General features: G+C 72.1%; 20 protein-coding genes and 1 pseudogene. 4 read left to right on the forward strand and 17 right to left on the reverse strand.

Going from position 1 to position 24,910, the window contains the following annotated elements; genetic code table 11:
• Positions 1-45: 45 nt before the first annotated feature.
• Together hrpA and BLU02_RS05255 are read left to right on the forward strand one after the other, a co-directional pair.
• The gene (gene hrpA / locus BLU02_RS05250; protein ID WP_083370899.1) at positions 46-4,059 is read left to right on the forward strand and encodes an ATP-dependent RNA helicase HrpA; all 4,014 of its coding nucleotides are present in this window, start codon (positions 46-48) and stop codon (positions 4,057-4,059) included.
• Between the two features lie 23 nt (positions 4,060-4,082).
• Positions 4,083-5,027, forward strand: coding sequence for a quinone oxidoreductase family protein (locus BLU02_RS05255; RefSeq protein ID WP_060923060.1), 945 nt, complete (start codon positions 4,083-4,085; stop codon positions 5,025-5,027).
• Between the two features lie 81 nt (positions 5,028-5,108).
• Here the strand turns inward: BLU02_RS05255 and BLU02_RS05260 are convergent, their stop codons facing one another.
• The 9 genes from BLU02_RS05260 to BLU02_RS05300 all read right to left on the reverse strand — a co-directional run bounded on the left by BLU02_RS05260 (position 5,109) and on the right by BLU02_RS05300 (position 14,752).
• The gene (locus BLU02_RS05260) at positions 5,109-5,612 is read right to left on the reverse strand and encodes a hypothetical protein (protein WP_157547018.1); all 504 of its coding nucleotides are present in this window, start codon (positions 5,610-5,612) and stop codon (positions 5,109-5,111) included.
• A gap of 124 nt (positions 5,613-5,736) precedes the next feature.
• Positions 5,737-6,345 carry an alkylhydroperoxidase domain protein gene (locus BLU02_RS05265; RefSeq protein WP_060923058.1) on the reverse strand — a complete coding sequence of 203 codons (609 nt, stop codon included), beginning with the start codon at positions 6,343-6,345 and terminating at the stop codon, positions 5,737-5,739.
• Positions 6,342-7,031 (reverse strand): CMD domain protein, encoded by a 690-nt coding sequence (locus BLU02_RS05270; protein ID WP_082750138.1) that lies wholly within the window; start codon positions 7,029-7,031, stop codon positions 6,342-6,344. Before BLU02_RS05270 ends, BLU02_RS05265 begins: the two co-directional genes overlap by 4 nt.
• Positions 7,028-8,095, reverse strand: coding sequence for a putative FMN-dependent luciferase-like monooxygenase (locus BLU02_RS05275; RefSeq protein ID WP_060923057.1), 1,068 nt, complete (start codon positions 8,093-8,095; stop codon positions 7,028-7,030). Before BLU02_RS05275 ends, BLU02_RS05270 begins: the two co-directional genes overlap by 4 nt.
• Positions 8,092-9,720: a dipeptide ABC transporter ATP-binding protein gene (locus tag BLU02_RS05280; protein ID WP_060923056.1), complete on the reverse strand. Its 1,629-nt coding sequence runs from the start codon at positions 9,718-9,720 to the stop codon at positions 8,092-8,094. The genes BLU02_RS05275 and BLU02_RS05280 overlap by 4 nt, the downstream gene beginning before the upstream one ends.
• Positions 9,717-10,601, reverse strand: coding sequence for an ABC transporter permease (locus tag BLU02_RS05285; protein ID WP_060923055.1), 885 nt, complete (start codon positions 10,599-10,601; stop codon positions 9,717-9,719). Before BLU02_RS05285 ends, BLU02_RS05280 begins: the two co-directional genes overlap by 4 nt.
• Positions 10,598-11,578 carry an ABC transporter permease gene (locus BLU02_RS05290; RefSeq protein ID WP_060923054.1) on the reverse strand — a complete coding sequence of 327 codons (981 nt, stop codon included), beginning with the start codon at positions 11,576-11,578 and terminating at the stop codon, positions 10,598-10,600. The genes BLU02_RS05285 and BLU02_RS05290 overlap by 4 nt, the downstream gene beginning before the upstream one ends.
• Before the next feature lie 16 nt (positions 11,579-11,594).
• The gene (locus BLU02_RS05295) at positions 11,595-13,229 is read right to left on the reverse strand and encodes a TIGR04028 family ABC transporter substrate-binding protein (protein WP_060923053.1); all 1,635 of its coding nucleotides are present in this window, start codon (positions 13,227-13,229) and stop codon (positions 11,595-11,597) included.
• Between the two features lie 128 nt (positions 13,230-13,357).
• Positions 13,358-14,752, reverse strand: a complete 1,395-nt coding sequence (locus BLU02_RS05300) for an NtaA/DmoA family FMN-dependent monooxygenase (protein ID WP_083370900.1) — start codon at positions 14,750-14,752, stop codon at positions 13,358-13,360.
• Positions 14,753-14,855: 103 nt separating this feature from the next.
• Between BLU02_RS05300 and BLU02_RS05305 the strand changes: the two genes are divergently transcribed.
• Together BLU02_RS05305 and BLU02_RS05310 are read left to right on the forward strand one after the other, a co-directional pair.
• The gene (locus BLU02_RS05305) at positions 14,856-15,851 is read left to right on the forward strand and encodes a Gfo/Idh/MocA family protein (protein ID WP_060923158.1); all 996 of its coding nucleotides are present in this window, start codon (positions 14,856-14,858) and stop codon (positions 15,849-15,851) included.
• The gene (locus tag BLU02_RS05310; RefSeq protein ID WP_060923159.1) at positions 15,844-16,821 is read left to right on the forward strand and encodes an NYN domain-containing protein; all 978 of its coding nucleotides are present in this window, start codon (positions 15,844-15,846) and stop codon (positions 16,819-16,821) included. Before BLU02_RS05305 ends, BLU02_RS05310 begins: the two co-directional genes overlap by 8 nt.
• A 25-nt stretch (positions 16,822-16,846) precedes the next feature.
• Here the strand turns inward: BLU02_RS05310 and BLU02_RS05315 are convergent, their stop codons facing one another.
• The 8 genes and pseudogenes from BLU02_RS05315 to BLU02_RS05345 all read right to left on the reverse strand — a co-directional run bounded on the left by BLU02_RS05315 (position 16,847) and on the right by BLU02_RS05345 (position 24,843).
• Positions 16,847-17,854: a sugar phosphate isomerase/epimerase family protein gene (locus BLU02_RS05315; protein WP_060923160.1), complete on the reverse strand. Its 1,008-nt coding sequence runs from the start codon at positions 17,852-17,854 to the stop codon at positions 16,847-16,849.
• Positions 17,855-17,899: 45 nt separating this feature from the next.
• Positions 17,900-18,751, reverse strand: a complete 852-nt coding sequence (locus BLU02_RS05320) for a sugar phosphate isomerase/epimerase family protein (RefSeq protein WP_060923161.1) — start codon at positions 18,749-18,751, stop codon at positions 17,900-17,902.
• A 78-nt stretch (positions 18,752-18,829) separates the two neighbouring features.
• Positions 18,830-20,026, reverse strand: coding sequence for a substrate-binding domain-containing protein (locus tag BLU02_RS05325; RefSeq protein WP_370670664.1), 1,197 nt, complete (start codon positions 20,024-20,026; stop codon positions 18,830-18,832).
• A 14-nt stretch (positions 20,027-20,040) separates the two neighbouring features.
• Complete coding sequence (locus tag BLU02_RS05330; RefSeq protein ID WP_060923163.1) at positions 20,041-21,090, reverse strand: ABC transporter permease; 1,050 nt, start codon at positions 21,088-21,090, stop codon at positions 20,041-20,043.
• The gene (locus BLU02_RS05335; RefSeq protein ID WP_082750146.1) at positions 21,087-22,223 is read right to left on the reverse strand and encodes an ABC transporter permease; all 1,137 of its coding nucleotides are present in this window, start codon (positions 22,221-22,223) and stop codon (positions 21,087-21,089) included. Before BLU02_RS05335 ends, BLU02_RS05330 begins: the two co-directional genes overlap by 4 nt.
• The gene (locus tag BLU02_RS05340) at positions 22,220-23,233 is read right to left on the reverse strand and encodes a sugar ABC transporter ATP-binding protein (RefSeq protein WP_306304913.1); all 1,014 of its coding nucleotides are present in this window, start codon (positions 23,231-23,233) and stop codon (positions 22,220-22,222) included. Before BLU02_RS05340 ends, BLU02_RS05335 begins: the two co-directional genes overlap by 4 nt.
• Positions 23,228-23,740, reverse strand: a pseudogene (locus tag BLU02_RS17890) (ATP-binding cassette domain-containing protein); the annotation flags it as partial. The gene BLU02_RS05340 and the pseudogene BLU02_RS17890, both read right to left, overlap by 6 nt.
• Positions 23,737-24,843: a Gfo/Idh/MocA family protein gene (locus BLU02_RS05345; RefSeq protein WP_083370901.1), complete on the reverse strand. Its 1,107-nt coding sequence runs from the start codon at positions 24,841-24,843 to the stop codon at positions 23,737-23,739. The gene BLU02_RS05345 and the pseudogene BLU02_RS17890, both read right to left, overlap by 4 nt.
• Between the last annotated feature and the right edge of the window lie 67 nt (positions 24,844-24,910).

A 24,910-nucleotide genomic window follows, 5' to 3' on the forward strand; every position in this document is an offset into this window, starting at 1 on the left:
GATCGCGGCGACCCCGGTGCGCATCCCGGCATACGATGGAGGGCTATGTCCTCCCCCATGATCTCCTACCCTCCGGAGCTGCCCGTCAGCGCGGCCAGGGACGAGATCGCCGACGCCATCCGCGACCACCAGGTCGTCATCGTCGCCGGTGCGACCGGATCGGGGAAGACCACCCAGCTCCCGAAGATCGCGCTGGAACTGGGCCGCGAGCGCATCGCCCACACCCAGCCCCGCCGCCTGGCCGCCCGCACGATCGCGGAGCGCGTGGCCGAGGAGCTGCGGGTCGAGCTCGGCACCCTCGTCGGCTACAAGGTGCGCTTCACCGACAAGGTCTCCGATGAGACGCGGATCGCGCTGATGACCGACGGGATCCTCCTCAACGAGATCCACCGCGACCGGCTGCTGACGCGCTACGACACGATCATCATCGACGAGGCGCACGAACGATCCCTCAACGTCGACTTCCTGCTGGGCTACCTCGCCCGCATCCTTCCGGAGCGTCCTGACCTGAAGGTGATCATCACCTCCGCCACGATCGATCCGGAGAGCTTCGCCCGGCACTTCGCCGCCGCCGACGGCACCCCCGCGCCCGTCATCGAGGTGTCGGGGCGCACGTATCCCGTCGAGATCCGCTATCGCCCGCTCGTCGACGAGGACGCGGAGCAGGACGCCGTCGGCGAGCCGGAGGACGAGGTGAGCGCGATCGTCGCGGCACTCCGCGAGCTCGACCGGGAGGCGCCCGGCGACGTGCTCGTGTTCCTGCCGGGCGAGGCGGAGATCCGGGACGCGGCCGACGCCGTGCGCGCCGCCTACGCGAAGGACCGTTCGCCCACCGAGGTGCTCCCCCTGTTCGGCCGGCTCTCCGCCGCCGAGCAGCACCGGGTGTTCGAGCGCAGCACCGTGGCCGGCGTCCGTCGCCGCGTGGTGCTCGCGACGAACGTGGCCGAGACGAGCCTCACGGTCCCCGGCATCAAGTACGTCATCGACACCGGCACCGCGCGCATCTCCCGGTACAGCAACCGCTCGAAGGTGCAGCGGCTGCCCATCGAGGCCATCTCCCAGGCCTCGGCGAATCAGCGCTCCGGGCGCGCCGGCCGTACGAGTGACGGCATCGCCATCCGCCTGTACTCCGAGGAGGACTACGCGCGGCGTCCCGAGTTCACCGAACCCGAGATCCTGCGCACCTCCCTCGCCTCCGTCATCCTGCAGATGCTCGCGCTCGGCTTCGGCGACATCACCGCGTTCCCCTTCCTCACCCCGCCCGACTCCCGGGGCGTGAAGGCGGCGTTCGACCTGCTCACCGAGCTCGGCGCCCTCCGCCCGGCGCGGGGGCCGGACGACGGCCCCCGGCTCACCCGGATCGGACGCGACATCGCCCGGATGCCGATGGACCCGCGGTTCGCGCGCATGCTCATCGAGGCAGGCCCTTCGACAGGCTCAGGGACCCAGCGGGGCTCAAGCCCTTCGACAGGCTCAGGGACCCAGAGGGGGGCAAGCCCTTCGACAGGCTCAGGGACCCAGGGGGCGGTGCTGCGGGACGTGCTCGCGATCGTGGCCGGGCTGTCCATCCAGGACGTCCGGGAGCGACCGGAGGAGCGCCGCGAGGAGGCGGACCGGCTGCACGCGCGCTTCGTGGACCCGACGAGCGACTTTCTCACTCTCCTGAACCTCTGGAACCACCTGCGCGAACAGCAGCGCGAGCTCGGCTCCAGCGCGTTCCGCCGGCTGTGCCGCAGCGAGCACCTCAACTACGTGCGGGTCCGCGAGTGGTTCGACGTGCACCGCCAGCTCCGGACGCTCGTGAAGAACCCCGACCGCGGGGCGGAGCCGGGCGGCGCGGCCGATCCGGATGCCATCCACCGCGCGCTGCTGTCCGGCCTGCTGTCGCAGATCGGCATCCTCGACGAGCGCACCGCCCCCGCGGGGAAGGCTCACTCCCCTGCGAAGGACGCGCGCCGCCGGATCACGGAGTACCGGGGCGCGCGGGGCATCCGGTTCTCGATCTTCCCGGGCTCAGGGCTGCGCAAGAAGAGCCCCCGGGCGGTCATGGCGGCCGAGATCGTGGAGACCTCCCGCACCTTCGCCCGCACCGTCGCCGCCATCGACCCCGCCTGGGCCGAGCCTCTCGCCGGCGACCTCGCGAAACGCCAGGTCACCGAGCCGCACTGGTCCAAGGACGCCGGAGCCGCCGTGGCCTTCGAGAAGGTCACCCTGTTCGGGGTCGAGATCATCCCGCGCCGGCGGGTGCAGTTCGCCCGCATCGACCGGGCCGCCTCGCGCGAGCTCTTCGTCCGTCATGCGCTCGTCGAGGGCGAATGGGACCCGTCCCGCATCGACAAGCGGGTCAGCGCGTTCTGGCGGAGCAACGCCGAGCTCCGCCGCCGCCTCGAGAAGCTCGAGGAGCGCGAGCGGCGCCGCGACATCCTGGCCGGCGACGAGGCCGTCTTCCGCTTCTACGACGAGCGCATCCCCGCCGACGTGTTCGACGTGCGGTCGTTCGAGAAGTGGTGGCGCGAGGCGCTGACGACGACACCGAAGCTGCTCGTGATGCGCGAGAGCGACCTCATCGACGACGAGGACCGCGCCGACCAGCGCGAGTTCCCGACCCGGTGGACGCAGGGCGACCAGGTGCTCGGCCTCGCGTACCGGTTCGAGCCGGGCGCACCGGACGACGGCGTGAGCGTCGTGCTGCCTCTGCCGCTGCTCGCCCAGATCGAGGACCGCGGCTTCGACTGGCAGGTGCCAGGGCTGCGCGCCGAGCTCGTCACCGGACTGCTGCGTGCGCTGCCCAAGGCCATCCGGCGCCACGTCGTCCCCGCCGCCGACTGGGCGGAGAAGTTCGGGGCGGCGCTGGCCGACGAGGGTCCTGAGGTGCACGGCGGTCTCCCCCCGCGCACCCTCAAGGAGGCGCTCGCGCGGCTCGTGCAGCCGCTCGCGAACCAGGTGGTCACGGCCGCCGACTTCGACGACGAACGGGTGCCGGCGCATCTGCGCATGAACTTCCGCGCCGTGGACGAGCGGGGACGCGTGGTCGGGTCCGGCCGCGATCTCCGATCGCTGCAGGCTCAGCTCTCCGACCGCGCGCGCAGCAGCGTCGCCCGCTCCATCGCGCGCCCCGGGCGTGCGGAGACACCGGGGCCGCGCGGGGCGGAGCGCGTGGCCGCCGCTCCGGTCGAACAGACCGGGCTGACGGCGTGGACGTTCGGCGACCTCCCGGCGGTCATCGACACCAAGGTCGCGGGCGGCGTCGTCCGGGGGTATCCGGCGATCGTCGATGCCGGCACGAGCGTGTCGGTGCGGGTCGAGGCGACTCCCGACGCCGCGGCCGCCGCCACGCGCGACGGCGTGCTCCGTCTCGTCCTGCTCGCGGTGCCCTCGCCGTCCTCGTACGTGCAGCAGCACCTCACCAGCCAGGAGAAGCTCGCACTCGCCGCCTCTTCGTATCCGTCGGCGGCCGCGCTCATCGAGGACTGCCGGGCCGCCGTCGCCCGTCGCGTGATCGACGCGTCGACCGGCGGCGCCGACGGCCGGGACCGCGGCGTCGTGCGCACCGAGGCCGAGTTCGCGCGGGTGCGCGACGCCGTCTCCGCCGTGCTCGTCGACGAGCTCTTCGCCTGCGTCTCCCTCGTCGCGCGCATCCTGACGAAGGCGCGGGAGGTGGAGCGCGGCATCAAGGCGCAGAACGCGCTGGCGCTGCTCGGCCCGCTGAACGACATTCGCAGCCAGCTCTCCGGACTGCTCCACCCCGGCTTCGTCGCGGCGACCGGGGTCGACCGGCTCGCCCACTTCCCCCGGTACCTCGACGGCATGATCGACCGGCTGAAGACCCTCGCGAACGAGCCGGGCAAGGACCGCGCGCGGATGACGGAGTTCGAGCGGATGGCCGTGCTGTTCGCGGACGCCGGGGGCACCATCCCCCTCGCGCCCGACGCTCCGCCCGCGATCGTCGAGGTGCGCTGGCTGCTGGAGGAGTACCGGGTCAGCGTCTTCGCCCAGCGTCTCGGCACCGCGCAGCCGGTGTCGCCGCAGCGGATCACCAAGGCGCTCGCAGGGAAGTGACCCCCGCCGGGTAGCCTGAGGGCATGGCCCGCGCGATCGTCTACACCGAGTTCGGATCCCCCGCTGTCCTCCACCTGATGGAGGTGCCTGACCCCGTGCCCGTCCGCGGCGAGGCGCTGGTGCGCATCGAGGCGGCCGGCGCCAACCCCATCGACGCCAAGCTCCGCGGCGGCAAGCGCCCCTCCGCGCCGATCACCGAGCCGCGTCCGGTCGGGTTCGACGGCGCCGGGGTGATCGAGGTGCTGGGCGAGGGCGTGGACGGGTTCGAGGTCGGCGACCGCGTCGCGATCCGCGACACGCTCGGGACCTACGCCTCCGCCCTCGCGGTCGAGGCCGACAAGCTCGTGAAGCTCCCGGACACCGTCACCGCAGCCGAAGGGGCGGCGATCGGCATCCCGGCCGGCACCGCCTACCAGTCCCTCCGCTCGCTCGCCGTGACGGCTGACGATGTGCTCCTCGTGCACGCGGGCTCCGGCTCGGTCGGCCAGGCCGCCGTGCAGTTCGCGGTCGCCTGGGGCGCGACCGTGATCGCCACCGCGAGCCCCGCCCGGCACGAGCAGCTCCGCGAGCTCGGCGCGATCCCGGTGGCCTACGGAGACGGGCTGCTCGACCGCGTCCGCGCGGCGGCCCCCTCCCCCGTGACCGTCGTCCTGGACTGTGCGGGCACCGACGAGGCGATCGAGGCCTCCCTCGCCCTGGTCACCGACCGCGACCGCATCGCGACCATCGTCCGTGGCCCCGACGCCGCCGACTTCGGCATCCGAGCGTTCTCCGGCGGCTCGCCCGAGCCGCTCACGCCGCAGGAGCTGGAGTGGCGCGCAGAAGCGCTGCAGAAGACGGTCGACCTGCTGGCCGCCGGCGACTTCACCATCGAACTCGGCCCGGAGCTGCCCCTCGACCAGGCGGCACGGGCCCATGAGCTCATGGAGACCGGCGCTGCCTCGGGGAAGATCATCCTCGTCCCCTGAACTCGACCCTGACAGAGCGTCGGGCGGCACCCCGCACGCGGCGTTGGGCGGGTCCTGCCGCGCCCAGGAGACACTGATCGGTCAGGCGGCTTTCGGCTTCCGGCGCGGTGGAAGGCGAAGATGCATGGTCGCGAACGCCAGCACGGCAAGGGATGGCACGAAGAGTCGCGCGTCCGGTACATAACCGTCACTCACAGGCCATCCACTCTGGGCATAGGGAACCGGTCCCGCTTCGCCGACGACGTAGGACAGAAGCAGGCCGCCCGCAGCGACTCCGAACAAGGCGAAGAACCACCCTGCGTGTCGAAACCACCACCGACGTGCCCGCGGCACGATACGCAGAGGCAGCCCGGCCAGGAACGCCAGGATCGTGAGCGGAGTGGAGAAGACCGCGAATCCGATGATCTGCAAGCCCTCCGTGTACCCGGCCGCGGTGGTCGACCAGATCGCTATCGCTATGTACGTGATCAAGCCGGTGAAGAATACCTGCGCCGCCAGCAGGAGCCAATCCCGTTCGGTCTCGGCCGCGGCCTCCTGGTGTGGTGAACCAGGCACCCCGGTGTCGAGCTGGTTCTGAGACGTCATGTTCGGATCGTAGTGCTCCTGCTCGGAGCACCAGACCTGCCCCTCGCCGAGGCGGCCCAGGTCCATGAGCTCATGGAGACCGGCGCCGCCTCGGGGAAGATCATCTTGGTCCCATGACCCGCGGTCAGGCGGGAGCGACGGGGCGGCCGAGCGAGAGCATCAGCCGGTTCGCCCAGTTGAAGAAGGCCGCGCCGTGCACGACGTCGGCGATCTCGAGGTCGTCCAGTCCGGCCGCACGGAGGCGCGCGATGTGCGCGGGACCGAACGCGCGGGGCGTGTCGGTCAGCGCGACCGCGGCGGCGACGATCGCGTTCCAGCGCTCCCCGAGATCCGCGTTCACGCCCTCGGCGAGGAGCGTATCGACGTCCCCCGGCCGCTTGCCGTGGTGCGCCGCGAACCGGGAGTGCACGGAGGCGCAGAACACGCAGCCGTTGCGGCGGGAGGCTGCGGTGGCCGCGAGCTCCCGCTCGGCGCGTGGGAGGCCCTCCGCGGTGTTGTAGAAGATGTCCTTGTCGACGAGGGTGCGCGCGCGGAGCACCTCGGGGTCGCGCACGAGCAGCCGGAAGTACTCGTTCTTCGCACGGGCGGCGTCGACGAGGCCGTCGAGATGCCGCGGAGTGAGATCCTCCTCCGCCAGCGGCGCGAGGTGCGGCGTCCAGCCGACCTCGGCGCGGGTGAAGGCGTCGGGATAGGGGGCGGCGTCGTGCCGGAGCACGGTGTCGGCGGCGGTCATGCGGCCTCCTCGGCGGTGTCGGTAGCGGTGTCGGTGTCGGTGTCGGTGGCGGTGTCCGTGTCCGTGTCGGTGTCGGTGTCGGTATCTGTGGCGGTGGCGGTCAGCCCGGCGTCCTGGAGCACCCGCAGGCCGGTGACGACCCGCTGCTGGAAGGCGAGGAACGACACGAGCTGCGACAGTGTCACGATGCCGTCCGTCGACCAGCCGGCGTCGTGCAGGCGGCCGAGATCGGCGCCCGATGCCTCGCGGGGACGGAACACCAGCAGGTGCGTGTGCGCGAGAGCCGCCGCGAGGCGCTCCCCCAGGGCGGCCGACGCCGCCTCGTCCGGCACGTACCGCGCGCCGTCGGTGCTCTCGGCCTCCAGCCCGCGTTCGGTGTAGGCGCCGAACGGTCCGGTGGTCGCGGCGGCCTCTGCCTCCCGGGCGACGATCGCGGCGCGCTCCGGGTCGATCTCGCGCGCCCTCCCGGCGTAGAACTCCGCCGTGCGGTCGTCGGCACCGGCGAGAGCGGTCGCGAACGCCGCGATGAGCGCGCGCTCGGCGAGCGACACGTGCTCCGCGGAGACCGGGTGGAACAGCGCGTCGAAGCTCGCCTGGAGCTGCTCCCTGGTCACGGGGCGGCGGCGCCGCAGCGCATCGAGCTCCGGCGTCACCCCCGTCAGCTGGTCGACGATGTCGGCGGTCATGCGTTCTCCTTCACGGTGGGGGTGTTCTCGGCAGTGCGGGTGCTCTCGGGATCCGGCGGACTCAGCGCGTAGCCGAGGGCCGGGGCGACCTCCGTCGCGAACAGCTCGATCGAGCGCAGGACGTGGGCGTGCGGCGCGTCGACCGAGTGCACCTGGAACGCCACCTCGGTCGCGCGGTGCAACGTGGCGTCGGCGGCGAGCGAGGCGGCGACCTCCTCGGGCGTGCCGAGATGCGTGTCGAGAGCGGCGATGAGGTCGTCGAGGTCGTCTCCGGGGATCGTCTGGCCCTGCCGACGGAAGCCCTCGGCCGCGCGCCGCAACCCGACCTCGGCGAACCGGAGCGCCTCGGCGCGGTCGTCCGCCACGAACACGGTGCGGGAGGCGGTGATGCGCGGGGTCGCCTCGGCGGGCAGCGCGTCGAGGTACGCGTCGATGATCGGGTCCTGCAGCGCGGACAGCGGCGCGTGCAGCCGGTCGTGGGGGCGGGGCTGTGTGCGGGACAGCAGCAGTCCGTGACCGTGGACGCCCGCCCGATGACCGCCGGGGGCCGAGAACGTCGCCTGCCAGATGCGCGCGGCCAGCGACCCCGCGTCCGGATACAGCGTGTTCCCCGCACCGATGTCCCGGCCTGCGAGAGCGTCGAGCAGCACGCCCAGCTTGCGGTCGTAGGTGGGCCCCTTGTCGCGCACGTCCTCCCCGAAGGGCGCGAAGGACGACGGGGTGCCGCCGCTGCCGAGCCCGAGGTCGATCCGCCCGTCCGCGAGCAGGTCGGCCACCACGGCGTCCTCGGCGACCCGCACCGGGTCTTCGAGGGGAAGGGTGATGATCCCGGTGCCGAGGCGGATCCGCGAGGTGCGTGCCGCCGCGTGCGCAAGGAAGACGAGCGGCGAGGGAAGCCCGCCTTCCGCCGCCCGGAAATGGTGCTGCGCCACCCATGCCCTCCCCACGCCGTGCTCCTCGGCGTGCTGGATCTGCGTCAGGGCGAGGCGGTAGCGATCGGCCGGGGACGCGTCGTCGAGGAGCCGCGTGAAGAACGCGACGGTGGGACGAGGGATGGTGCTCATGCGAAGATCTCCGTTCGTCCGGGGACCGCGGCCAGCAGCTCCCGGGTGTTCTCGTGCTGCGGGTCGTGGAACAGCTCTTCGGTCGGCCCGTCCTCCACCACGCGCCCGCGGTGCATGACGGAGACGGTGTGGCTGATGCGGCGCACCACGGCGAGGTCGTGCGAGATGAAGAGGTAGGTGAGTCCGAGCTCGGCCTGGAGAGCGGAGAGCAGTTCGAGGATGCGTGCCTGCACCGTCACGTCGAGCGCCGACACCGCCTCGTCGAGCACGAGGATCTCCGGGTCGACGGCGAGCGCCCGCGCGATCGCGACCCGCTGGCGCTGCCCGCCGGACAGCTCGCTCGGTGTGCGGCGTGCCGCATCCGCCGGCAGCGCCACGCGTTCGAGCAGCGCGACCGCCCGATCCCGACGCTCGGAGCGGGTGCCGATGCGGAAGTTGTGCAGCGGCTCGGCCACGATGTCGGCGATCTGCTGCCGCGGGTCGAGGGAGGCGAACGGGTTCTGGTACACGAGCTGGATCCGCCGGCGCAGCGCACGCAGTCGCGCCCCCTCGACGGCCGTCGCGTCCTCCCCCGCGAGCTCCACGGTCCCGGCGTCCGGACGGAGGAAGCGCGTGACCAGGCGCGCGGTCGTGGACTTGCCCGATCCGGACTCGCCGACCAGGGCATGGGTCGTCCCGCGCCGTACCCGGAAGGAGACGTCGTCGACCGCCCGGAAGCGCTCACGACCCGCAACCCGGAACTCCTTCACGAGGCCCGCGGCCACGATCTCATAGGGCTTCTCGGCGGCCACCGCCGCGGCATCCCGGAGGAACGGCGGCGCGTCCGGACGCCGGAAGCCGGTCGTGAAGGCGGGCGCGTCGGAGAGCAGCTGCCGCGTGTACGGGTCTTCCGGATCGGCGAGCACCTGCGCACTCGGCCCCTGCTCCACGATCCGGCCGTCCTTCAGCACCGCGATCCGCGCGGCCCGGTCCGCGGCGACGCCGAGGTCGTGCGTCACGAGCAGGATGCTCGTGCCGTCCTCGCGCTGCAGCTCGTCCAGCAGGTCCAGCACGCGGCGCTGGACCGTGGCGTCGAGGGCGCTGGTGGGCTCGTCCGCGATGAGCAGCCGAGGGCGGAGGGCGATCGCGGCCGCGATGAGCACGCGCTGCCGCATGCCGCCGGAGAGCTCGTGCGGATACTGGCGCGCCCGCAGCTCGGGGTCGTCCAGCCCGACGCGCTCGAGCAGCTCGAGCACGCGGGCGTTCCGGGAGCGACGGTCGCGATGCCCGTGCAGGCGCAGCACCTCGGCGACCTGCACGCCCACGGGGCGCACCGGGTCGAGCGACGTCGTCGGATCCTGCGGCACCAGCCCGATCTGCGACCCGCGGATACCGCGGAACGCCCGATCCGACCATCCGGAGATGTCGAGGTCGCCGAGCCGGACGCGGCCGCCCTCGACCCGTCCGCCCTCCGGCAGCAGGCCGAGGAGGGCGTGCGCCGTGGTGGACTTGCCGGAGCCCGACTCGCCGACCAGGGCGAGCGTCTCCCCCTCGGCGATGGCGAACGAGAGGCCGTGCACGACCTCGCGGCCGGCGTACGAGACCCGCAGGTCCGTCGCCGTGAGGACGGGGGTTGGCGCGCTCATCGGGTGCTCCTTCCGAGCCGGTGGCTGATGCGGTTGGCGCTGAGCACGACGGCGACCACGACGAGGCCGGGCAGCGCCGTGAGCCACCAGGCGGTCGCGATGTAGTTGCGTCCCTCGGCGATCAGCAGCCCCCACTCGGGGGTGGGCGGCGGGGCCCCGTAGCCGAGGAAGCCGAGGGTGGAGATGGCGAGGATGGCCGTGCCGAACTGCAAGGCGGCGAGCGCGATGATCGGGGTGAGGGCGTTCGGGAGCACATGCCGGCGCAGCACGGCGACGAAGGTGCCGCCGCTGCCGAAGGCCGCCTCGACGTACTCGGTGCGCCGCACCCGCGCCACCTCGGCGCGCATGAGCCGGGCGAAGGCGGCGACGCTGCCGAGGCCCACGGCGATCGCCGCGTTGACGGTGCCGAAGCCGAGCAGGATGATGACGGAGAGCGACAGCAGCAGCCCCGGGATGGCCAGCAGCACGTCGACGATCCGCATCAGCACGTCGTCCACGACGCCGCCGGTCGCGCCGGCGACGGCTCCGAGGAGCGTGCCGAGCGCGAGGCCGACCGTCACGGCGATGAGCGCACCCGACAGGGAATGCACCGCGCCGTGGACGACCCGGCCGAACAGGTCGCGGCCCAGCGCATCGGTCCCGAACCAGTGCGCGGCGCTCGGGGGCAGGAGCTTGTCGGCGGGTACGCCGGTCAGCGGGTCGCCCGGCGCGAAGACCCCGGGGATCACCGCCCACAGCACCGCCACGGCGACGACCACGAGCGCGAGATACAGACCCCAGGCGCGCGAGCGCCGTCGCGGATGGGATGCGGAGACGGCGGACGGCGCGGGCGGGGCTCCGGGCGTCTCGACGGTGGTCTCCGCGATCACGGGAGCGGTCATGCGGGCACCTCCTGGGCGACGGGACGGACGGGGCGGGAACGGGCCGCGCGCGCCGATCGCCGCTGCCGCGGGTCGATCAGGGGCGTGGCGAGGTCGACGGCGAAGCTGATCACCACGAACCCCAGGGCCGACAGCAGCACCACCCCCTGCAGCACCGGGATGTCCTGGTTCGCGACCGCCTGCTCCGTGAGTCGTCCGATGCCGGTGCGGCCGAAGACCGTCTCGGTGACCACCGCTCCTCCGACGAGCTCTCCGAACAGCACCCCCGCGATGGTGAGCGTCGGGACGGCGGCGTTGCGTGCGACCGCGCGGGTGAGCACCCAGGCCGGCGGCGCGCCTTTCGCCCGCACCACCGTCACGAACGGCTGTGCCTGCACGCGGTCGATCGACCGGACCAGCACCTGGGCGAGGGGCGCCGAGATCGGCACGGCGAGCGTGAGGACGGGGAGGATCAGGCCGCTGACGGGGTCGGCTCCCACGATCGGCACCCAGCCGAGCCCGAACGAGAACACCTGGATGAGCAGGATCCCGAGCCAGAACACAGGGACCGCCACGAACAGTCCCGGCACCTGCCGCAGACCGTCCCGCAGCCAGGCGAAGGGCGCGAGCGCGGAGAGCGCCGCAATCAGCACCGCGAGCACGACCGCGACCAGGAGTCCGAGCGCCGCGAGCAGCAGCGTGGCGGGCAGTGCTTCGGCGAGCATCGTCCGCACGGGCGTGCCGTACTGGGTCGAGTAGCCGAAGTCACCCGCCAGGAAGCCGAGACCGGCGTGCAGGTACTGCTCCCCCCACGGCACGTCGGCGCCGTAGGTCGCGCGGATGTCGTCGAGCTGCTCCGGCGAGAGCCCCAGGCTCGGGTCGGAGAACTTGATGAGGATGGCGTCTCCCGGCAGCAGCTGCAGCAGGAAGAACGTGGCCGTGAAGGCCGCGATCAGCACGATCGCGGCCTGCCCGGCCCGTCGGAGGACGAAGGTCATGGGGTCACCGTGGTCCTCAGTGCTCCGCGAGCCACACGCCGGAGAACGTGGGGCGGCCGACCGACTCGAAGGCGACGCCGTGCACATAGGTGGCCGCACCGTAGACCTGCGGCTCCTCGAAGAGCGGGATCACGTACGCCTGCTCCGCGATGTAGTCCTGCACGGCCTGCGAGGCGGCCACCCGCTTCTCGGCGTCCGGCTCGGAGGCGACGGCGAGCAGCAGCTCGTCCAGCGTCGCGTCCTGGGAGATGAGGACGTCACGGTTCTTCGTGAAGTACTGGCTCTTGATCACGTCGAGGTCCGCACGGCCGACCATCGAGTGGTAGAACCCCGTCTTCAGCGGATCACGGGTGTCCTCCGCGTAGCTGCCCGCGTCGCCGGGCTTGACGGTGAGCTCCACCCCGACCGCCGCGAGCTGCTGCGCCACCAGCTCCAGGGTCTGCTTCGACAGGGGCTGCGGCTTGGCCTCGTAGACCGTGATCGACAGCCGCTCGCCGTCCTTCTCCCTGATGCCGTCGGCGCCGGGCTCCCAGCCGGCTTCGTCGAGCAGCGCCTCCGCTTTCTCCGGATCGTGGGCGTAGTGCGCGGACTCGTCCTTGTATCCCGCGGCCTGGGAGGACAGCACCGACGTGGCCACCGGGTAGTTCTCGGTGAACAGGGTGTCGACGACCTCCTGCGCGTCGACCGCGGCGATGATCGCCTGGCGCACGCGGATGTCGGCCAGCAGCGGGTTCTCCGGGCGGAGGGCGATCGAGTTGTTCACGCCGCGGGTCTGCGGGGCGTACAGCGTGAATCCGGCGCCCTCGACGCGGTCCTCGTCGAACGCCTGCACGTAGCGGACGTAGTCGGCCTGGCCCGCGAGCAGCGACCCGATGCGCACGGAGTCCTCGGGCGTGACCAGCACGTGCACGGCGTCGAGGTAGGGCCGACCGTCGTTCTCGGCGCTGTCCGGGCCCCAGGCGTAGTCGTCGCGGGCGGTGAGGGTGTACTCGGTACCGAGCTTCTCGTCGGTGACGGTGAAGGGCCCGGAGCCGATGATCTCCTCCGCGTTGCCCGCGCCGAAGTCCTCGATCGTGCCGTCCAGGGTCTCCGGGGACAGCAGTCCCGAGTTGATGGTCGACGTCGCCTGCAGGAAGCCGGGCGACGGCGCGCTGAAGCGGAACGTCACGGTGTCCTCGTCCACCACCTCGCTGCCGGCGTAGTTGTTGATGGCCTCGGAGACGGTGAGCCCGCGCTCGGCGTCGCCCAGCCCGTAGGTGTCGAAGTTCTTCGCGACGGCGGCGGCGTCAACGGGCGTCCCGTCCGAGAACGTCACGTCCGGGTTGAGGTCGAAGGTGTACTCCGTGGCGTCGTCGTTCACGGTCCACTCCGCGGCGATCCACGGCTCGATCTCGAGCGTCTCCGGGTTCTGCCAGGTGAGCCGGGCGGCGATGTTGTTGACGATGCCGCCGTTCGGGTAGAAGCCGGCCTGCGGCGGGTAGAGGTTCGTGTAGGCCTGGTGCTCGAGGTAGGTGAGCGTGCCGCCGGTGACGGGGTCCCCCGCCGCGGCCGGGGTGTTCCCCGGCGCGGGCGAGGTGGCGCAGGCGGCGAGGCTGCCGATCAGGACGAGCGGGACCGCGACGGCGGCGGTGCGGATGAGGCGGCGGTTCATGCGGAGGGCTCCTCGAGTTCGGAAGGCAGGGTGTGTGCGGAGGGGGTGCGGGTGGTGTTCACGGTAGGAAGCGGCGGGGTGCAGCGGCGAGGCCGCGGACTCCGGGTGTCGCGAGACGACACGTGTGGTCACGCGCCGACACGCGACGTCACACGGAGGCGGTCGCGCAGCGTCTCCGTGCGGGACCCCTGGCCGGTCTCGTCCGGGGCGCGGAGGAGACCGCGACGACGGAGCTCGGGGGCCACGAGGCGGGTGAAGGCCTCGAACTGCCCGGGCTGGAACGCCGAGAGGACGTTGAAGCCGTCGGCGGCGCCCTCGTCGCGCCAGTGCGCGAAGTGGTCGGCGATCGTGCCGGCGTCGCCGACGACGAAGGCCGCAGGGACGGCGTGCGCGGCGACGAGATGCCGCCAGGTCAGGGCGTCCGGCGCCCCGACCCGGAGTCCGGCAATCCGCGCGAGCCGTTCGACGAGCGCGGCACCCCGCTCCCCCAGCCGTGCGGCTTCCGCGGTCGTCACCGCGGCGTCGAAGTCAGCCACCCGCAGTGGGTCGTCGGCGGCCACCTCCAGCGCGTCGGCGAGGGCTTCCACCGTGCGGTTCGGCGGGAACCCGGGGCGGTCCCGCTGCGGATCCTCCGCGAGCGGGACGAGCTCCAGCAGCCGCCGGACGATCCGGTGGGCGGCGGCGTCGGACTCCGCGACGACGGGGAGCACCGGGGCGATGACCTTCAGCTCCTCCGCCGCGCGGCCCGCCTCCGCGGCGATCTCCCGCAGCAGCCGCCGCGTGGCCACGGCGTCGGCGAGGGTGGGGGCGGCGATGAGGGCGAGGTCGGCGGCGGTCGCCGCGAGCGCCCGCGACCGCGGCGAGGTGCCGGCGTGCACGATCGGGATGCGCCCCTGCGGCGGGCGGGCGACGTTGAGCGGGCCGGCGACCCGCACGTGTGCGCCCGCGACGTCGGCGGCGCGCAGCCCCCGGGGGTCGATCAGCACGCCGCGCTCGGCGTCCGCGATCCAGGCGTCCTCGTCCCAGGAGTCCCAGAGCCGGCGCAGCGCGACGACGAACTCCTCCGCCCGGTCGTAGCGCGTCTCGGTGTCGGCGTGGGCCTCACGGCCGTGGTTCCCTGCGGCGCGCGGCTCGGCGCCGGTGACGAGGTTGATCCCCGCCCGGCCGTCGGTGAGGACGTCGAGGGAGGCCAGGGCCCGCGCCGTGGCGTACGGGTCGGCATAGGTGGTGTTGACCGTCGCGATGAGTCCGATCCGGGAGGTCACCCCGGCGAGGAACAGCACCGCGCTCAGCGGGTCGATGCGGGCCAGCAGGTAGGGATCACGGAACTCCAGGTCGGGCCCGGTCGCCAGCCAGTCGCCGAAGAAGAGGTAGTCCAGGCCCGCGTCCTCCCCCTCCCGCGCGATGCGGCGGAGGATGTCGGCGTCTCCCGCGGGGTCGCGGTGGGCTCCGGGGTACCGCCACCCGGAGGGGTAGGCGCCGAGGGTGCGCACCATGGCGCCGATCACGAGGGGTTCCGTCATGCCGACACGGTAGGAGCGCGACGGCGGCCCCGGCCACGACGGCGATGCCGGAGGTCACCGGATGTCACAGACGGTCACATGCGCCACCCTCTACGCTGAGAGGATGACTGGACTTCGTTGGGGAATCCTCGCGACCGGCGGCATCGCCGGCGCCTTCGCATCCGATCTGCGCACGGCCGGCCTCGACCTCGTCGCGGTGGGCTCGCGCTCGCAGGAGTCGGCCGACGCCTTCGCCGCGCGCTTCGACATCGCGCACGCGCATCCGTCGTACGAGGCGCTGGTCTCCGATCCCGACGTCGACATCGTCTACGTCTCCACGCCGCACCCGATGCACCACGAGAACGCCCGGCTCGCCCTGGAGCACGGCAAGCACGTGCTCGTGGAGAAGGCGTTCACCCTCAACCGCGCCCAGGCCGAAGACCTCCAGCGGCTCGCCGCCGAGCGCGGGCTGCTCGTGATGGAGGCGATGTGGACGCGCTACCTGCCGCACATGGTCCGCATCCGCGAGCTCCTCGCCGACGGCGCCCTGGGTGAGATCCGCGCCGTGAGCGCCGACCACACGCAGCAGCTGCCCACCGACCCCGCCCACCGTCTGAATGCGCTCGAGCTCGGCGGCGGCGCGCTGCTCGACCTCGGCATCTATCCGATCTCCTTCATCTGGGACATCCTCGGGGCACCGACCACCATCCGCGCCGTGGGGCGTCTGGTCGAGACCGGAGCCGATTCCGAGGTCGCCACCGTCATGATCCACGAGAGCGGGGCGGTCTCCACGAGCCTCTCCTCCTCGCGCGGTGCCGGCCCCAACGCTGCGAGCATCGTCGGCACCGAGGCCCGCATCGACATCGATCGGGTCTGGTACACCCCCACCTCCTTCCGCGTCGTGCGGCCCGACGGCACCGTGCAGGAGGAGTACGTCTCGGAGGTCGAGGGCCGCGGCATGCAGTACCAGGCGCTCGCCGCCGAGCGTCTGGTCCGCGACGGTCTCCTCGAGGGCGACATCCTCCCCATCGCGGAGAGCGTCGCCATCATGGGTGCCCTCGACGAGATCCGCGCGCAGATCGGCGTCCGGTACCCCGGTGAGGAGGACGACCGTGGCTGAGACGACCGACGCCCGCGTGGCGGTGTACCTGGACTTCGACAACATCGTCATCTCCTGGTACGACCGCGTCCACGGCCGCAACTCCTACGGCAAGGATCGCCAGCGCATCACGGAGCACCCGAACGACCCCGAGGTCGCCGAGCGGCTGAACCGGGCGATGATCGAGGTCGGCGCCATCATCGACTACGCGGCGTCCTTCGGCACGCTCGTGCTGACGAGGGCGTATGCGGACTGGTCGTCGCCGGTCAACGCCGAGTACCGCTCGCAGCTCGTGGCGCGCGCGGTGGATCTCGTGCAGCTCTTCCCGGCCGCGGCGTATGCGAAGAACGGCGCGGACATCCGGCTGGCGGTCGACGCGGTCGAGGACATGTTCCGCCTGCCGGACCTGACCCACGTCGTCATCGTGGCGGGCGACAGCGACTATGTGCCGCTCGCCCAGCGCTGCAAGCGCCTCGGCCGGTACGTGATCGGCGTGGGCGTGGCCGGGTCCACGGCGAAATCCCTCGCGGCCGCGTGCGACGAGTTCGAGTCGTACGACTCGCTCCCCGGCGTGGCGCGTCCGACGAAGGCGGCACCGGCCGCCGCCCCCGCGGTCGAGGTTCCGGCGGAGCCGTCCGCCCCGGCCACCGCGGACACGGGTGCCCCGAAGCCCAAGACGGCGTCGAAGTCGCGCACGAAGGCCAAGAGCAAGCCCACCGCCGAGGAGCCCAAGGTCGAGGAGAAGATCGACGACCAGGGCGAGGCCACGCGCCTCCTGGAGCGCGCGCTGCGTCTGGGCCACGACAAGGCGGACGCCGACGAATGGCTGCACAGCTCCGCGGTCAAGACGCACATGCGCCGCATGGACCCGTCCTTCAGCGAGAAGGCCCTCGGCTACCGGTCGTTCTCCGACTTCCTCAAGTCGCGCGACGACATCGCCGAGCTCGAGGAGACCGGGCACGAGCGCCTGGTCCGCCTACGGGAGCCCTGAGCACGGCCGGTCGTCCGCCCTGCCGTCACTGATGGCGGAACGCGGCGTCGAAGGCGGCTTCGGGCTGCGGCCACAGCAGGGAGCGCACGAAAGCCAGAGCCTCAGGGGCTCCGTGCAGGCGGTCCATACCGGCGTCCTCCCACTCGATCGAGATCGGTCCGTCGTAGCCGACCGCGTCCAGCGCCCGGAAGGCGTCCTCCCACGGCACGTCGCCGTGGCCGGTGGAGACGAAGTCCCAGCCGCGCCGGGGGTCGCCCCACGGCAGGTGCGAGCCGAGCACCCCGGCCCGGCCGTTCCGCGGGCGCAGACGGGTGTCCTTGCAGTCGACGTGGTAGATCCGGTCGGCGAAGTCGACGATGAAGCCGACGGGGTCGATGTTCTGCCACATCATGTGCGAGGGGTCCCAGTTGAAGCCGAACGCGTCGCGGTGGTCGATCGCGTCGAGGGTGCGGACGCTCGACCAGTAGTCGTACGCGATCTCCCCCGGATGGACCTCGTGGGCGAAGCGCACGCCCTCCCCGTCGAACACGTCGAGGATCGGATTCCACCGGTCAGCGAAATCCTGGAAACCCTGGGCGATCACCGCCTCCGGCACCGGCGGGAACATCGCGACATAGGGCCAGATCGACGAACCGGTGAAGCCGACGACGGTGTCGACGCCGAGCTTCCCGGCCACCCTTGCCGCCCGCTTCATGTCCTCCGCGGCCCGCTGCCGTACACCCTCGGCCTCGCCGTCGCCCCAGACGTACGGGCGCAGGATGCCCTGGTGCCGGAAGTCGATCGGGTCGTCGCACACCGCCTGCCCGGCCAGGTGGTTGGAGATCGCGAACACCTGCAGCCCGTGCCGGTCGAGGATCTCGCAGCGGGACGCGACGTAGGCGTCGTCCTCGTCCGCCCGACGGAGGTCGAGGTGGTCGCCGGACGCGGCGATCTCCAGGCCGTCGTAGCCCCACTCCGCCGCGAGGCGGGCCACCTCCTCGAACGGGAGGTCGGCCCACTGGCCGGTGAACAGGGTGACCGGGTGACTGCTCATGGATACTCCTTCGTATCGCGGGGGCTTCGTGTCGCGGGCGGGGGTTCAGGCACCGAGGGCGCGCAGGTGGGCGATGCTGCGGGCGGCGAGGTCGTCCTGGCTCGCGGCGAGCGGTCTCCACACGGAGGCGGCGACGGCGATCGTCGCGTTCTCCCCCGTGAAGCTCTCCAGTCCCAGGGCGCCGCGGTAGCCGGCGTCGTCGAGCGCGCGGAGCATCTCCGGCCAGTCGGTGTGGTCGTCGCCCACGGCACCGCGGTCGCTGCCGCACACCTGCACGTGCGCGATGGCGGCGCCGGCCGCGCGGACCGCATCGGCCGGCCGCTTCTCCTCGATGTTGAGGTGGTAGGTGTCGAGGGCCAGCCCCACCCCGGCACCGAGCAGCGGCGCCAGCGCGTCCAGACTCTGCGCCACGGTGTTCAGCACGCTGGTCTCGTAGCGGTTGAGCGGCTCGACGGCCAGCGTCACGCCGATCGCCGCGGCCTCCCTGGCGAGCGGAGCGAGGTTCTCCCGGAGCTCGCCGACGACCTCCGCCCGCTCCCTCTCGTCCATGCGCCAGGTGACGCCGGTCGGCGCGTAGAACGGTCCGGCGACGACCGAGGCCCCGAGCACGGCCGCGGCGTCCAGGCACGCGCGGAGGTAGTCCTGCGTCGCGGCGACGTCTCCGGCGCGTGCGAGCAGCGAGCGGCCGGGACCCATCGCGCCGACCACGACCGCGCCCATGCCGAGGCCGTCCAACACGGCGCGGGCCCGCAGCGGGTCCCAGTCGCCGACGCTCTCCAGCGGCAGCTCCAGGGCGTCGTAGCCCATCCGCGCTGCCGTGCGGGCGAGCGGCTCCAGGGTGTCGTCCGTCAGCGGAGACGTCCAGACCCAGGTGTTGACGGCGATCGTGCGGGGCATCGTTGTCCTTGTGATCGTGCGGGTGCTCCCACCCTCCCACTCGGCGCGGGCCGAGCGGAAGGGCGGGAGCACACGGGGTTACGGGATCTGACGCTCCTGCCAGACCGTCGGGTAACCGGGGAGGTCCTCGCCGCCGAACTTGGCGTAGTGGCCGTCGGGCATCCCCTCGTTCGCCGCGAGATAGTCGTCCAGCTCGGCCTCGGTGATCGGCTTCTGCGGGAGCACCCACTCCTTCGGCACCTCTTCACCCGCGAAGATCATCTGCGCCGCGAGCAGCGGGGTGCGCCACTGGAAGTTCGAGTACACCGGAGCGAGGCCGGTGAGACCCGTGTCCTTCCACTTCCGCAGGAAGCTCATCTCGTCCTCGCCGGTCATCACCGGGTAGTCGGCTCCGGCGTCCTCGAAGGCCTCGATGGCGGCGACGGCACCGTCACCGGCGTCCATCCAGATGCCCTGCACGTCGCCCTTGGCGAGCTCGTCGCTGATGATGCTCTTGATCTCGGCGGGGTCCGCTCCGGTGAAGTGGTCGACGGCCTCGATCCCGGCCTCCTCGAACAGCTTCTCGGCTCCGGCCCAGCGGTGCTCCAGCACGTCGACGCCGGGGAGGATCCGGAGAGCCACGACCTTGTCGCCCTCGTCGAGGTTGTCGATGAGGAACTCCGCGGTGTCGATGCCCCAGGCGAAGCCGCCGATCGGGTGGATGAACGTGACAGGGCAGTCGGTGTTCACGCCGCGGTCGAACACGACCACCGGCTTGCCCGTCTCGCACGCCCGCTCGACCGCGGGGGTCATCGCCGCCGTGCTGTTCGGCGAGATGAGGAAGACGTCGCAGTTCCCCTCGGAGATGAAGTAGTCGATGTCGGCGATCTGGGTGTCGTCGGAGTCCTGCGCGTCGCGGGTCTCCATCTCGCTGATCGCGCCCGACTCCTGCAGCACCTTCAGCTGCTCGTTCATCGTGATCCAGCCCGTCTGCCGCCACGGGTTCGAGATCGAGGCGTTCGCGAAGCAGGCCTTCTTGGCGCCGGTGCTGGCGAACTCCGACGTGTCGACCATCTCGGCGTTGATGTGCTGCAGGTAGGGCTGGTCGGCGGGGCCCTGGGGGTCGACGCCGCGCTCCTCGTCCTGCTTGTCGAAGAGCTCCTGGTCGAACCACTCGGTGGTCTCGGCCGACTCCTCGGGGTTCTCCGACTCCGCCGGCGCCACGGACGGGTCGGTCGTGCACCCGGCGAGCGCGATGAGGCCGAAGAGGGCCACCCCTGCGGTGGCGATCTTCATCGATCGTCGCATTGCTAATCTCCTCTGGTTGTAGGGCTTGATGCGGTGGTGCGGTTCTGGGGGTTCTCGGTCCCCGCGGTCGGGACGTCCGTCGGCTGGGGACCGCGCCGGCGGCGGGCTCGGAAGGCGACCCCCGCGTAGGCGACGGCCGCGATGATGATGACGCCCTGCACGGCGTCGCGGAGCGTGGAGGGGACGCCCGCGATGTTCAGGAGCAGGAACAGCGCCTCCAGCGCGAAGGCTCCGGCCACGGCGCCCACGATCCACCCTCGGCCTCCGCCGAGCACGACGCCGCCGAGCACCACCGCGGTGATCGCGGTGAACTCGTAGCCGCGGCCGACGGACGGGTGCACCCCCGCGTACCCGACGAGCAGGACGGCGGAGAGAGTGGCCGAGAGGGAGGACAGCACGAACGCGCGGGTCGTGACCCAGGCCCGGCGGGCACCGGCGTAGTCCACCGCGCGGGCGTTGTCGCCGATCGCGATGAGGGTCTTGCCCAGCGGGCGCTTGGTGATGACGATGCCGAGGGCGAGCCAGGCGGCGAGCAGCAGCACGGCCCAGGGCAGGAACTCCAGCACGGGGAGGTCGCGGATCCCGCCGCGACCGATCTCCCGGAAGCTGTCGGCCGGGTTCCCCGTGGCCGCGCCGCCCGTCCACCACATCACGCCGCCGAGCAGGGCGAGCATCATGCCCAGCGTCACGATGAACGACGGCACCTTGAGCAGCGTCGTGAGGACACCGTTCACGAGCCCCACCACGACGCCGAACACGATCATGAGCAGCAGGACAGGGAGGGTGCGCGCGTCGTCCTGGCCGACGAGGTTGCCGGCGATGATGACCTGCGCCGTGATGAGCGACCCCTGGGAGAGGTCGAACTCCCCCGCGATGATCACGAAGTACTGCCCGATCGCGACGATCGCGATGGGGGCGACGCGCTGCAGGTACCGCATGAACTGCCCGGGCTCGGCGAAGCTCGGGTTGAGCACGGCGACCGCGACGAGCAGGATCACGAGCAGCAGGAAGACCGCCCCGCGGGGGCTGACGAGCGTGCGCAGCGCGTTCATGAGCGCCCTCCTTCCCGCACGGAGGCGGTATCCGCGGCGCTGTCGACGGCGGCGACCTCGGTGGTCGGGTCGGCGAGCTCGGCGGCCGCGACCGCCATGTCGGCTTCGGCCGCCTTCGCGGCATCATCTCCCCCGGTGCGCGTGCCGCCGGCGCCGAAGCGGGGACGGCGCCGCACGATGGCACGCCGGCTGTAGACGGCGACCGCGGCGACGATGACGATGCCGCGCACCACGTCCTTGAGGAAGGGGTTCACCTGCAGCACGCTCATGACGTTGTCGACGACGGCGAGGATGGCGACGCCGCCGATGGTGCCCCAGATCGAGCCGCGCCCGCCGAGGAGCAGGGTGCCGCCGAGCACGACCGCGGCGATGGAGAGCAGCGCGTAGCCGCCCTGCTGCCCGACCGTCGGGCTGCCCACCCCGAGACGGCTGGCGAGCAGGAGTCCGGCGAGGCCCGCGAACACGGAGCACAGCACGTGCGCCCAGATCAGCGGGAGGCGGGTGCGCACGCCGCTGAGCCGCGCGATCTCGGGGTCGCCGCCGACGGCGTAGAGATGGGCGCCGGTGCGGGTGCGGTTGAGCAGCACCCAGACCAGCACGGCGAGCGCGATCATGATGAGCGTGGACACCGGGATCGGTCCGACCCCGGTCGCGCCGATGAGCTGGAACGCCCACGGGACCTCGCCTGCCGAGCCTTCGAAGTTCGTGTTGAGGATGCCCTGGAGGATCAGCCCGACGCCGAGCGTCGCGATGAAGCCGTTGACCTTGAGCACCGTCACGATGAGCCCGTTCACGAGCCCGATTCCCGCGCACACGAGGAGCGTCACGATCACGGCGAGCGGGATGTTCCCCGCGTTCCCGGCCATCATCGTCGCCGCGAGCAGGCTCGACAGGCTGATGACGTAGGTGACCGACAGGTCGAGCGAGGCGCCGAGCACCACGAGCGTCTGCCCGATGGCCACGAGGCCGAGCACGCTCATCCCGGTCAGGATGTCGCGGATGTTCCCCGGGCTGAGGAAGTTGCGACCGACCGTGGCGACGAGGATCGCGCCGACGACGAGCGCGAGCAGCAGGATGCCGAGCACGATGACGGTCGAGTCGATGCGGAGACGGGCTCCGGAGCGGCGGCTCATCGCGCACCCCCGTTCGTCGAAGGACCGCGGTCGGCGCCGGTGGCCGCCGCGAGGATCTCGTGCTCGGCCGCACCGGCCGGCAGCTCGGCGACGAGTTCGCCGTCGTGCATGACGAGGATGCGGTCGCTCATGCCGATGACCTCCGGCAGCTCGCTCGAGACCATGAGCACCGCCTTCCCCTGTGCCGCCAGCTCGCGCATGAGCTGGTAGACGGCGTACTTGGCGCCCACGTCGATGCCCCGCGTCGGCTCGTCGAAGAGCACGATCTGCGGCTGGGTGAGCAGCCATTTCGCCAGCACCACCTTCTGCTGGTTGCCGCCGGACAGGAAGCGCACCTCCTGATCGAGGCCGCGCGAGGACACCTCCAGCGTGCGGAGCACCCCCGGCACCTCCCGGCGCGACGCCGCGGTGCGTCCCGCGAACACGTTCCGCACCACGAGCAGGGCGTTGTCGAGGATCGACTGCCCCAGCGCGAGCCCCTGCGCCTTGCGGTCCTCGGAGACGAGGGCGAGTCCGGCGCGCACAGCCGCGCGTGGTCCGCCGATCCGCACCGGCTTCCCGTCGATCCGCACGGCGCCACGGGTGAAGGCCTGGATGCCGAACACGCCCTCCACCAGCTCGGTGCGCCCCGACCCCTGGAGCCCGGCCACCCCGACGATCTCCCCCGCACGGAGCGTCAGCGACACCCCGTCCACGTAGGCGTTCCCGCAGCCGTCGAGCTCGAGTCGGGGCGCGCCGACCGCGGTGCCGGCCACCGGGTCGGGGAAGTACGACTGGATCGACCGCCCCACCATCCGGCGCACGAGCTCGTCGGTGGTCAGCGCCGCGGTCTCGTCCGTGGAGACGAGGGCGCCGTCCTTGAGGATCGTGATCCGGTCGCAGAGGTCGAAGATCTCCTTCAGCCGGTGCGAGACGTAGATGACGGCGACCCCTCGCGACGTGAGCCGGCGGATGATCGCGTACAGCAGCTCCACCTCGCGGTCGCTGAGGGCGGCGGTCGGCTCGTCCATCGAGATCACCTGCGCGTCGAACGACAGCGCCTTCACGATCTCGACGATCTGCTGCTCGGCCACCGTCAGCGAGCCCACCCGGGACTGCGGATCGATGAAGGAGACGCCGAGGTCGCTCAGCAGCTCCCCGGTCCGCACGTTCATGGCCCGGACGTCGATGAGCCCCGCGCGCCGCGGCTCCCGGCCGAGGTAGACGTTCTGCGCGACCGTCCGCTCCGGGAGCAGGGTGAACTCCTGGAACACCGTGACGATGCCGGCGTCCATGGCCTGCCGCGGGTGCGCGTGGCGTACCTCCGCGCCCCGCTACGTGATCGTCCCCTCGTCGGCCGGCTGCACGCCCGCGATGATCTTCATGAGCGTGGACTTGCCCGCGCCGTTCTCGCCGACGAGGCCGTGCACCTCCCCCGGCCGCACGTCGAAGTCGATGCCCTTCAGCACCTCCACGCCGAAGAACGCCTTGTGGATCCCGGCCACCTGCAGCACCGGCTGCGTCGTCGTCGCGGTCATGCCGGCACCTCCGTCCAGCGTCCCTCGTGGGCGGCGGAATCGAGCACGGCCTCGGTCAGCACCGCCGCGCGGTGGCCGTCGGCGAACGTCGGCAGTCCGTCGGGGACGTCACCCGCGATCGCGGCGTAGACGTCGGCGACGAAGCCGTTGAAGGCGTCCTGATATCCCATGGCGTGCCCGGCCGGGACACGCTGCAGCCGGGCGGACTCCGGGTCGGCCGCGACGGGGTCGCGCAGCAGCAGCCGCGACTCCTCCCGCATGCCGACCCAGAGCTCCTCCGGCCGTTCCTGCTCGAACCGCAGACTCTGCCGCGTCCCGTGCAGCTCCAGGGTGAGGGCGTTCTTCCGGCCCGCCGCCATCTGCGAGATGAGCAGCGTGCCGAGCGCCCCCGCCGAGGTCTCGACGAGCACGGCGACGATGTCCTCCGTGTCGACGGCTTGCCCGGCCCGCTCGGCGAAGACGCGGCGGGTACGGGCGCTCAGGGTGCGGATCCGGTCGCCCGTGACGAACTCGAGGAGGTCGCACAGATGCGAGCCGATGTCGGCGAAGGCGCGGGAGGCGCCGCCGGACGAGGAGCGCACCCGCCAGTCGTCGTCGGTGGGCCGCAGCATCCAGTCCTGCAGGTACGAGCAGTCCAGCGTGAGCAGCTCCCCGGCCTCACCACGGGCGATGCGCGCCCTGGCCTCGCGCACCATGGGGTGGTAGCGGTACACGAAGGGGACGGCCGCGACGAGCCCCGCCTCGGCGGCGGCCTCGGCGAGGGCGGCCGCATCGGCGGCGGTCGTCGCGAGCGGCTTCTCGCACACGACATGCTTGCCCGCCCGCAGCGCGCGGAGAGCGAGGTCGGCATGCGTGGCATTGGGGGTGCAGATGTGGACGACGTCGATGTCGTCGGCGTCCAGCAGGGCCTCCACGTCGTCGGCCCGTGCGGCGCCGAGCAGCTGCGCGGCCTCCCTGGCGCCCTGCGCGGAACGGGTGGCGACGGCGCGCAGGGCGCCGCCCGCGTCTCGGGCGGCCGTGCGGTGCACGCGGGCCATGAAGCCCCCGCCGAGGATCCCGGTTCGGATCGTCCCGAGACCGGTGTCAGTGACATCCGTTGTCATGGCGGCGAGTCTGACACAGCGACGAGGACTTTTGCTAGTCCTTCGTCAAAAGTTGTTTGTAACGAAT

The sequence above is a fragment of the Microbacterium paraoxydans genome, assembly GCF_900105335.1.
Taxonomy (GTDB): Bacteria; Actinomycetota; Actinomycetes; order Actinomycetales; family Microbacteriaceae; genus Microbacterium; species Microbacterium paraoxydans.

Coding starts and splice junctions, on each gene's coding strand:
- hrpA (WP_083370899.1), top strand. CDS start 46: ATGTCCTCCCCCATGATCTCCTACCCTCCGGAGCTGCCCGTCAGCGCG.
- BLU02_RS05255 (WP_060923060.1), top strand. CDS start 4,083: ATGGCCCGCGCGATCGTCTACACCGAGTTCGGATCCCCCGCTGTCCTC.
- BLU02_RS05260 (WP_157547018.1), bottom strand. CDS start 5,612: ATGACGTCTCAGAACCAGCTCGACACCGGGGTGCCTGGTTCACCACAC.
- BLU02_RS05265 (WP_060923058.1), bottom strand. CDS start 6,345: ATGACCGCCGCCGACACCGTGCTCCGGCACGACGCCGCCCCCTATCCC.
- BLU02_RS05270 (WP_082750138.1), bottom strand. CDS start 7,031: ATGACCGCCGACATCGTCGACCAGCTGACGGGGGTGACGCCGGAGCTC.
- BLU02_RS05275 (WP_060923057.1), bottom strand. CDS start 8,095: ATGAGCACCATCCCTCGTCCCACCGTCGCGTTCTTCACGCGGCTCCTC.
- BLU02_RS05280 (WP_060923056.1), bottom strand. CDS start 9,720: ATGAGCGCGCCAACCCCCGTCCTCACGGCGACGGACCTGCGGGTCTCG.
- BLU02_RS05285 (WP_060923055.1), bottom strand. CDS start 10,601: ATGACCGCTCCCGTGATCGCGGAGACCACCGTCGAGACGCCCGGAGCC.
- BLU02_RS05290 (WP_060923054.1), bottom strand. CDS start 11,578: ATGACCTTCGTCCTCCGACGGGCCGGGCAGGCCGCGATCGTGCTGATC.
- BLU02_RS05295 (WP_060923053.1), bottom strand. CDS start 13,229: ATGAACCGCCGCCTCATCCGCACCGCCGCCGTCGCGGTCCCGCTCGTC.
- BLU02_RS05300 (WP_083370900.1), bottom strand. CDS start 14,752: ATGACGGAACCCCTCGTGATCGGCGCCATGGTGCGCACCCTCGGCGCC.
- BLU02_RS05305 (WP_060923158.1), top strand. CDS start 14,856: ATGACTGGACTTCGTTGGGGAATCCTCGCGACCGGCGGCATCGCCGGC.
- BLU02_RS05315 (WP_060923160.1), bottom strand. CDS start 17,854: ATGAGCAGTCACCCGGTCACCCTGTTCACCGGCCAGTGGGCCGACCTC.
- BLU02_RS05320 (WP_060923161.1), bottom strand. CDS start 18,751: ATGCCCCGCACGATCGCCGTCAACACCTGGGTCTGGACGTCTCCGCTG.
- BLU02_RS05325 (WP_370670664.1), bottom strand. CDS start 20,026: ATGAAGATCGCCACCGCAGGGGTGGCCCTCTTCGGCCTCATCGCGCTC.
- BLU02_RS05330 (WP_060923163.1), bottom strand. CDS start 21,090: ATGAACGCGCTGCGCACGCTCGTCAGCCCCCGCGGGGCGGTCTTCCTG.
- BLU02_RS05335 (WP_082750146.1), bottom strand. CDS start 22,223: ATGAGCCGCCGCTCCGGAGCCCGTCTCCGCATCGACTCGACCGTCATC.
- BLU02_RS05340 (WP_306304913.1), bottom strand. CDS start 23,233: ATGGACGAGCCGACCGCCGCCCTCAGCGACCGCGAGGTGGAGCTGCTG.
- BLU02_RS05345 (WP_083370901.1), bottom strand. CDS start 24,843: ATGACAACGGATGTCACTGACACCGGTCTCGGGACGATCCGAACCGGG.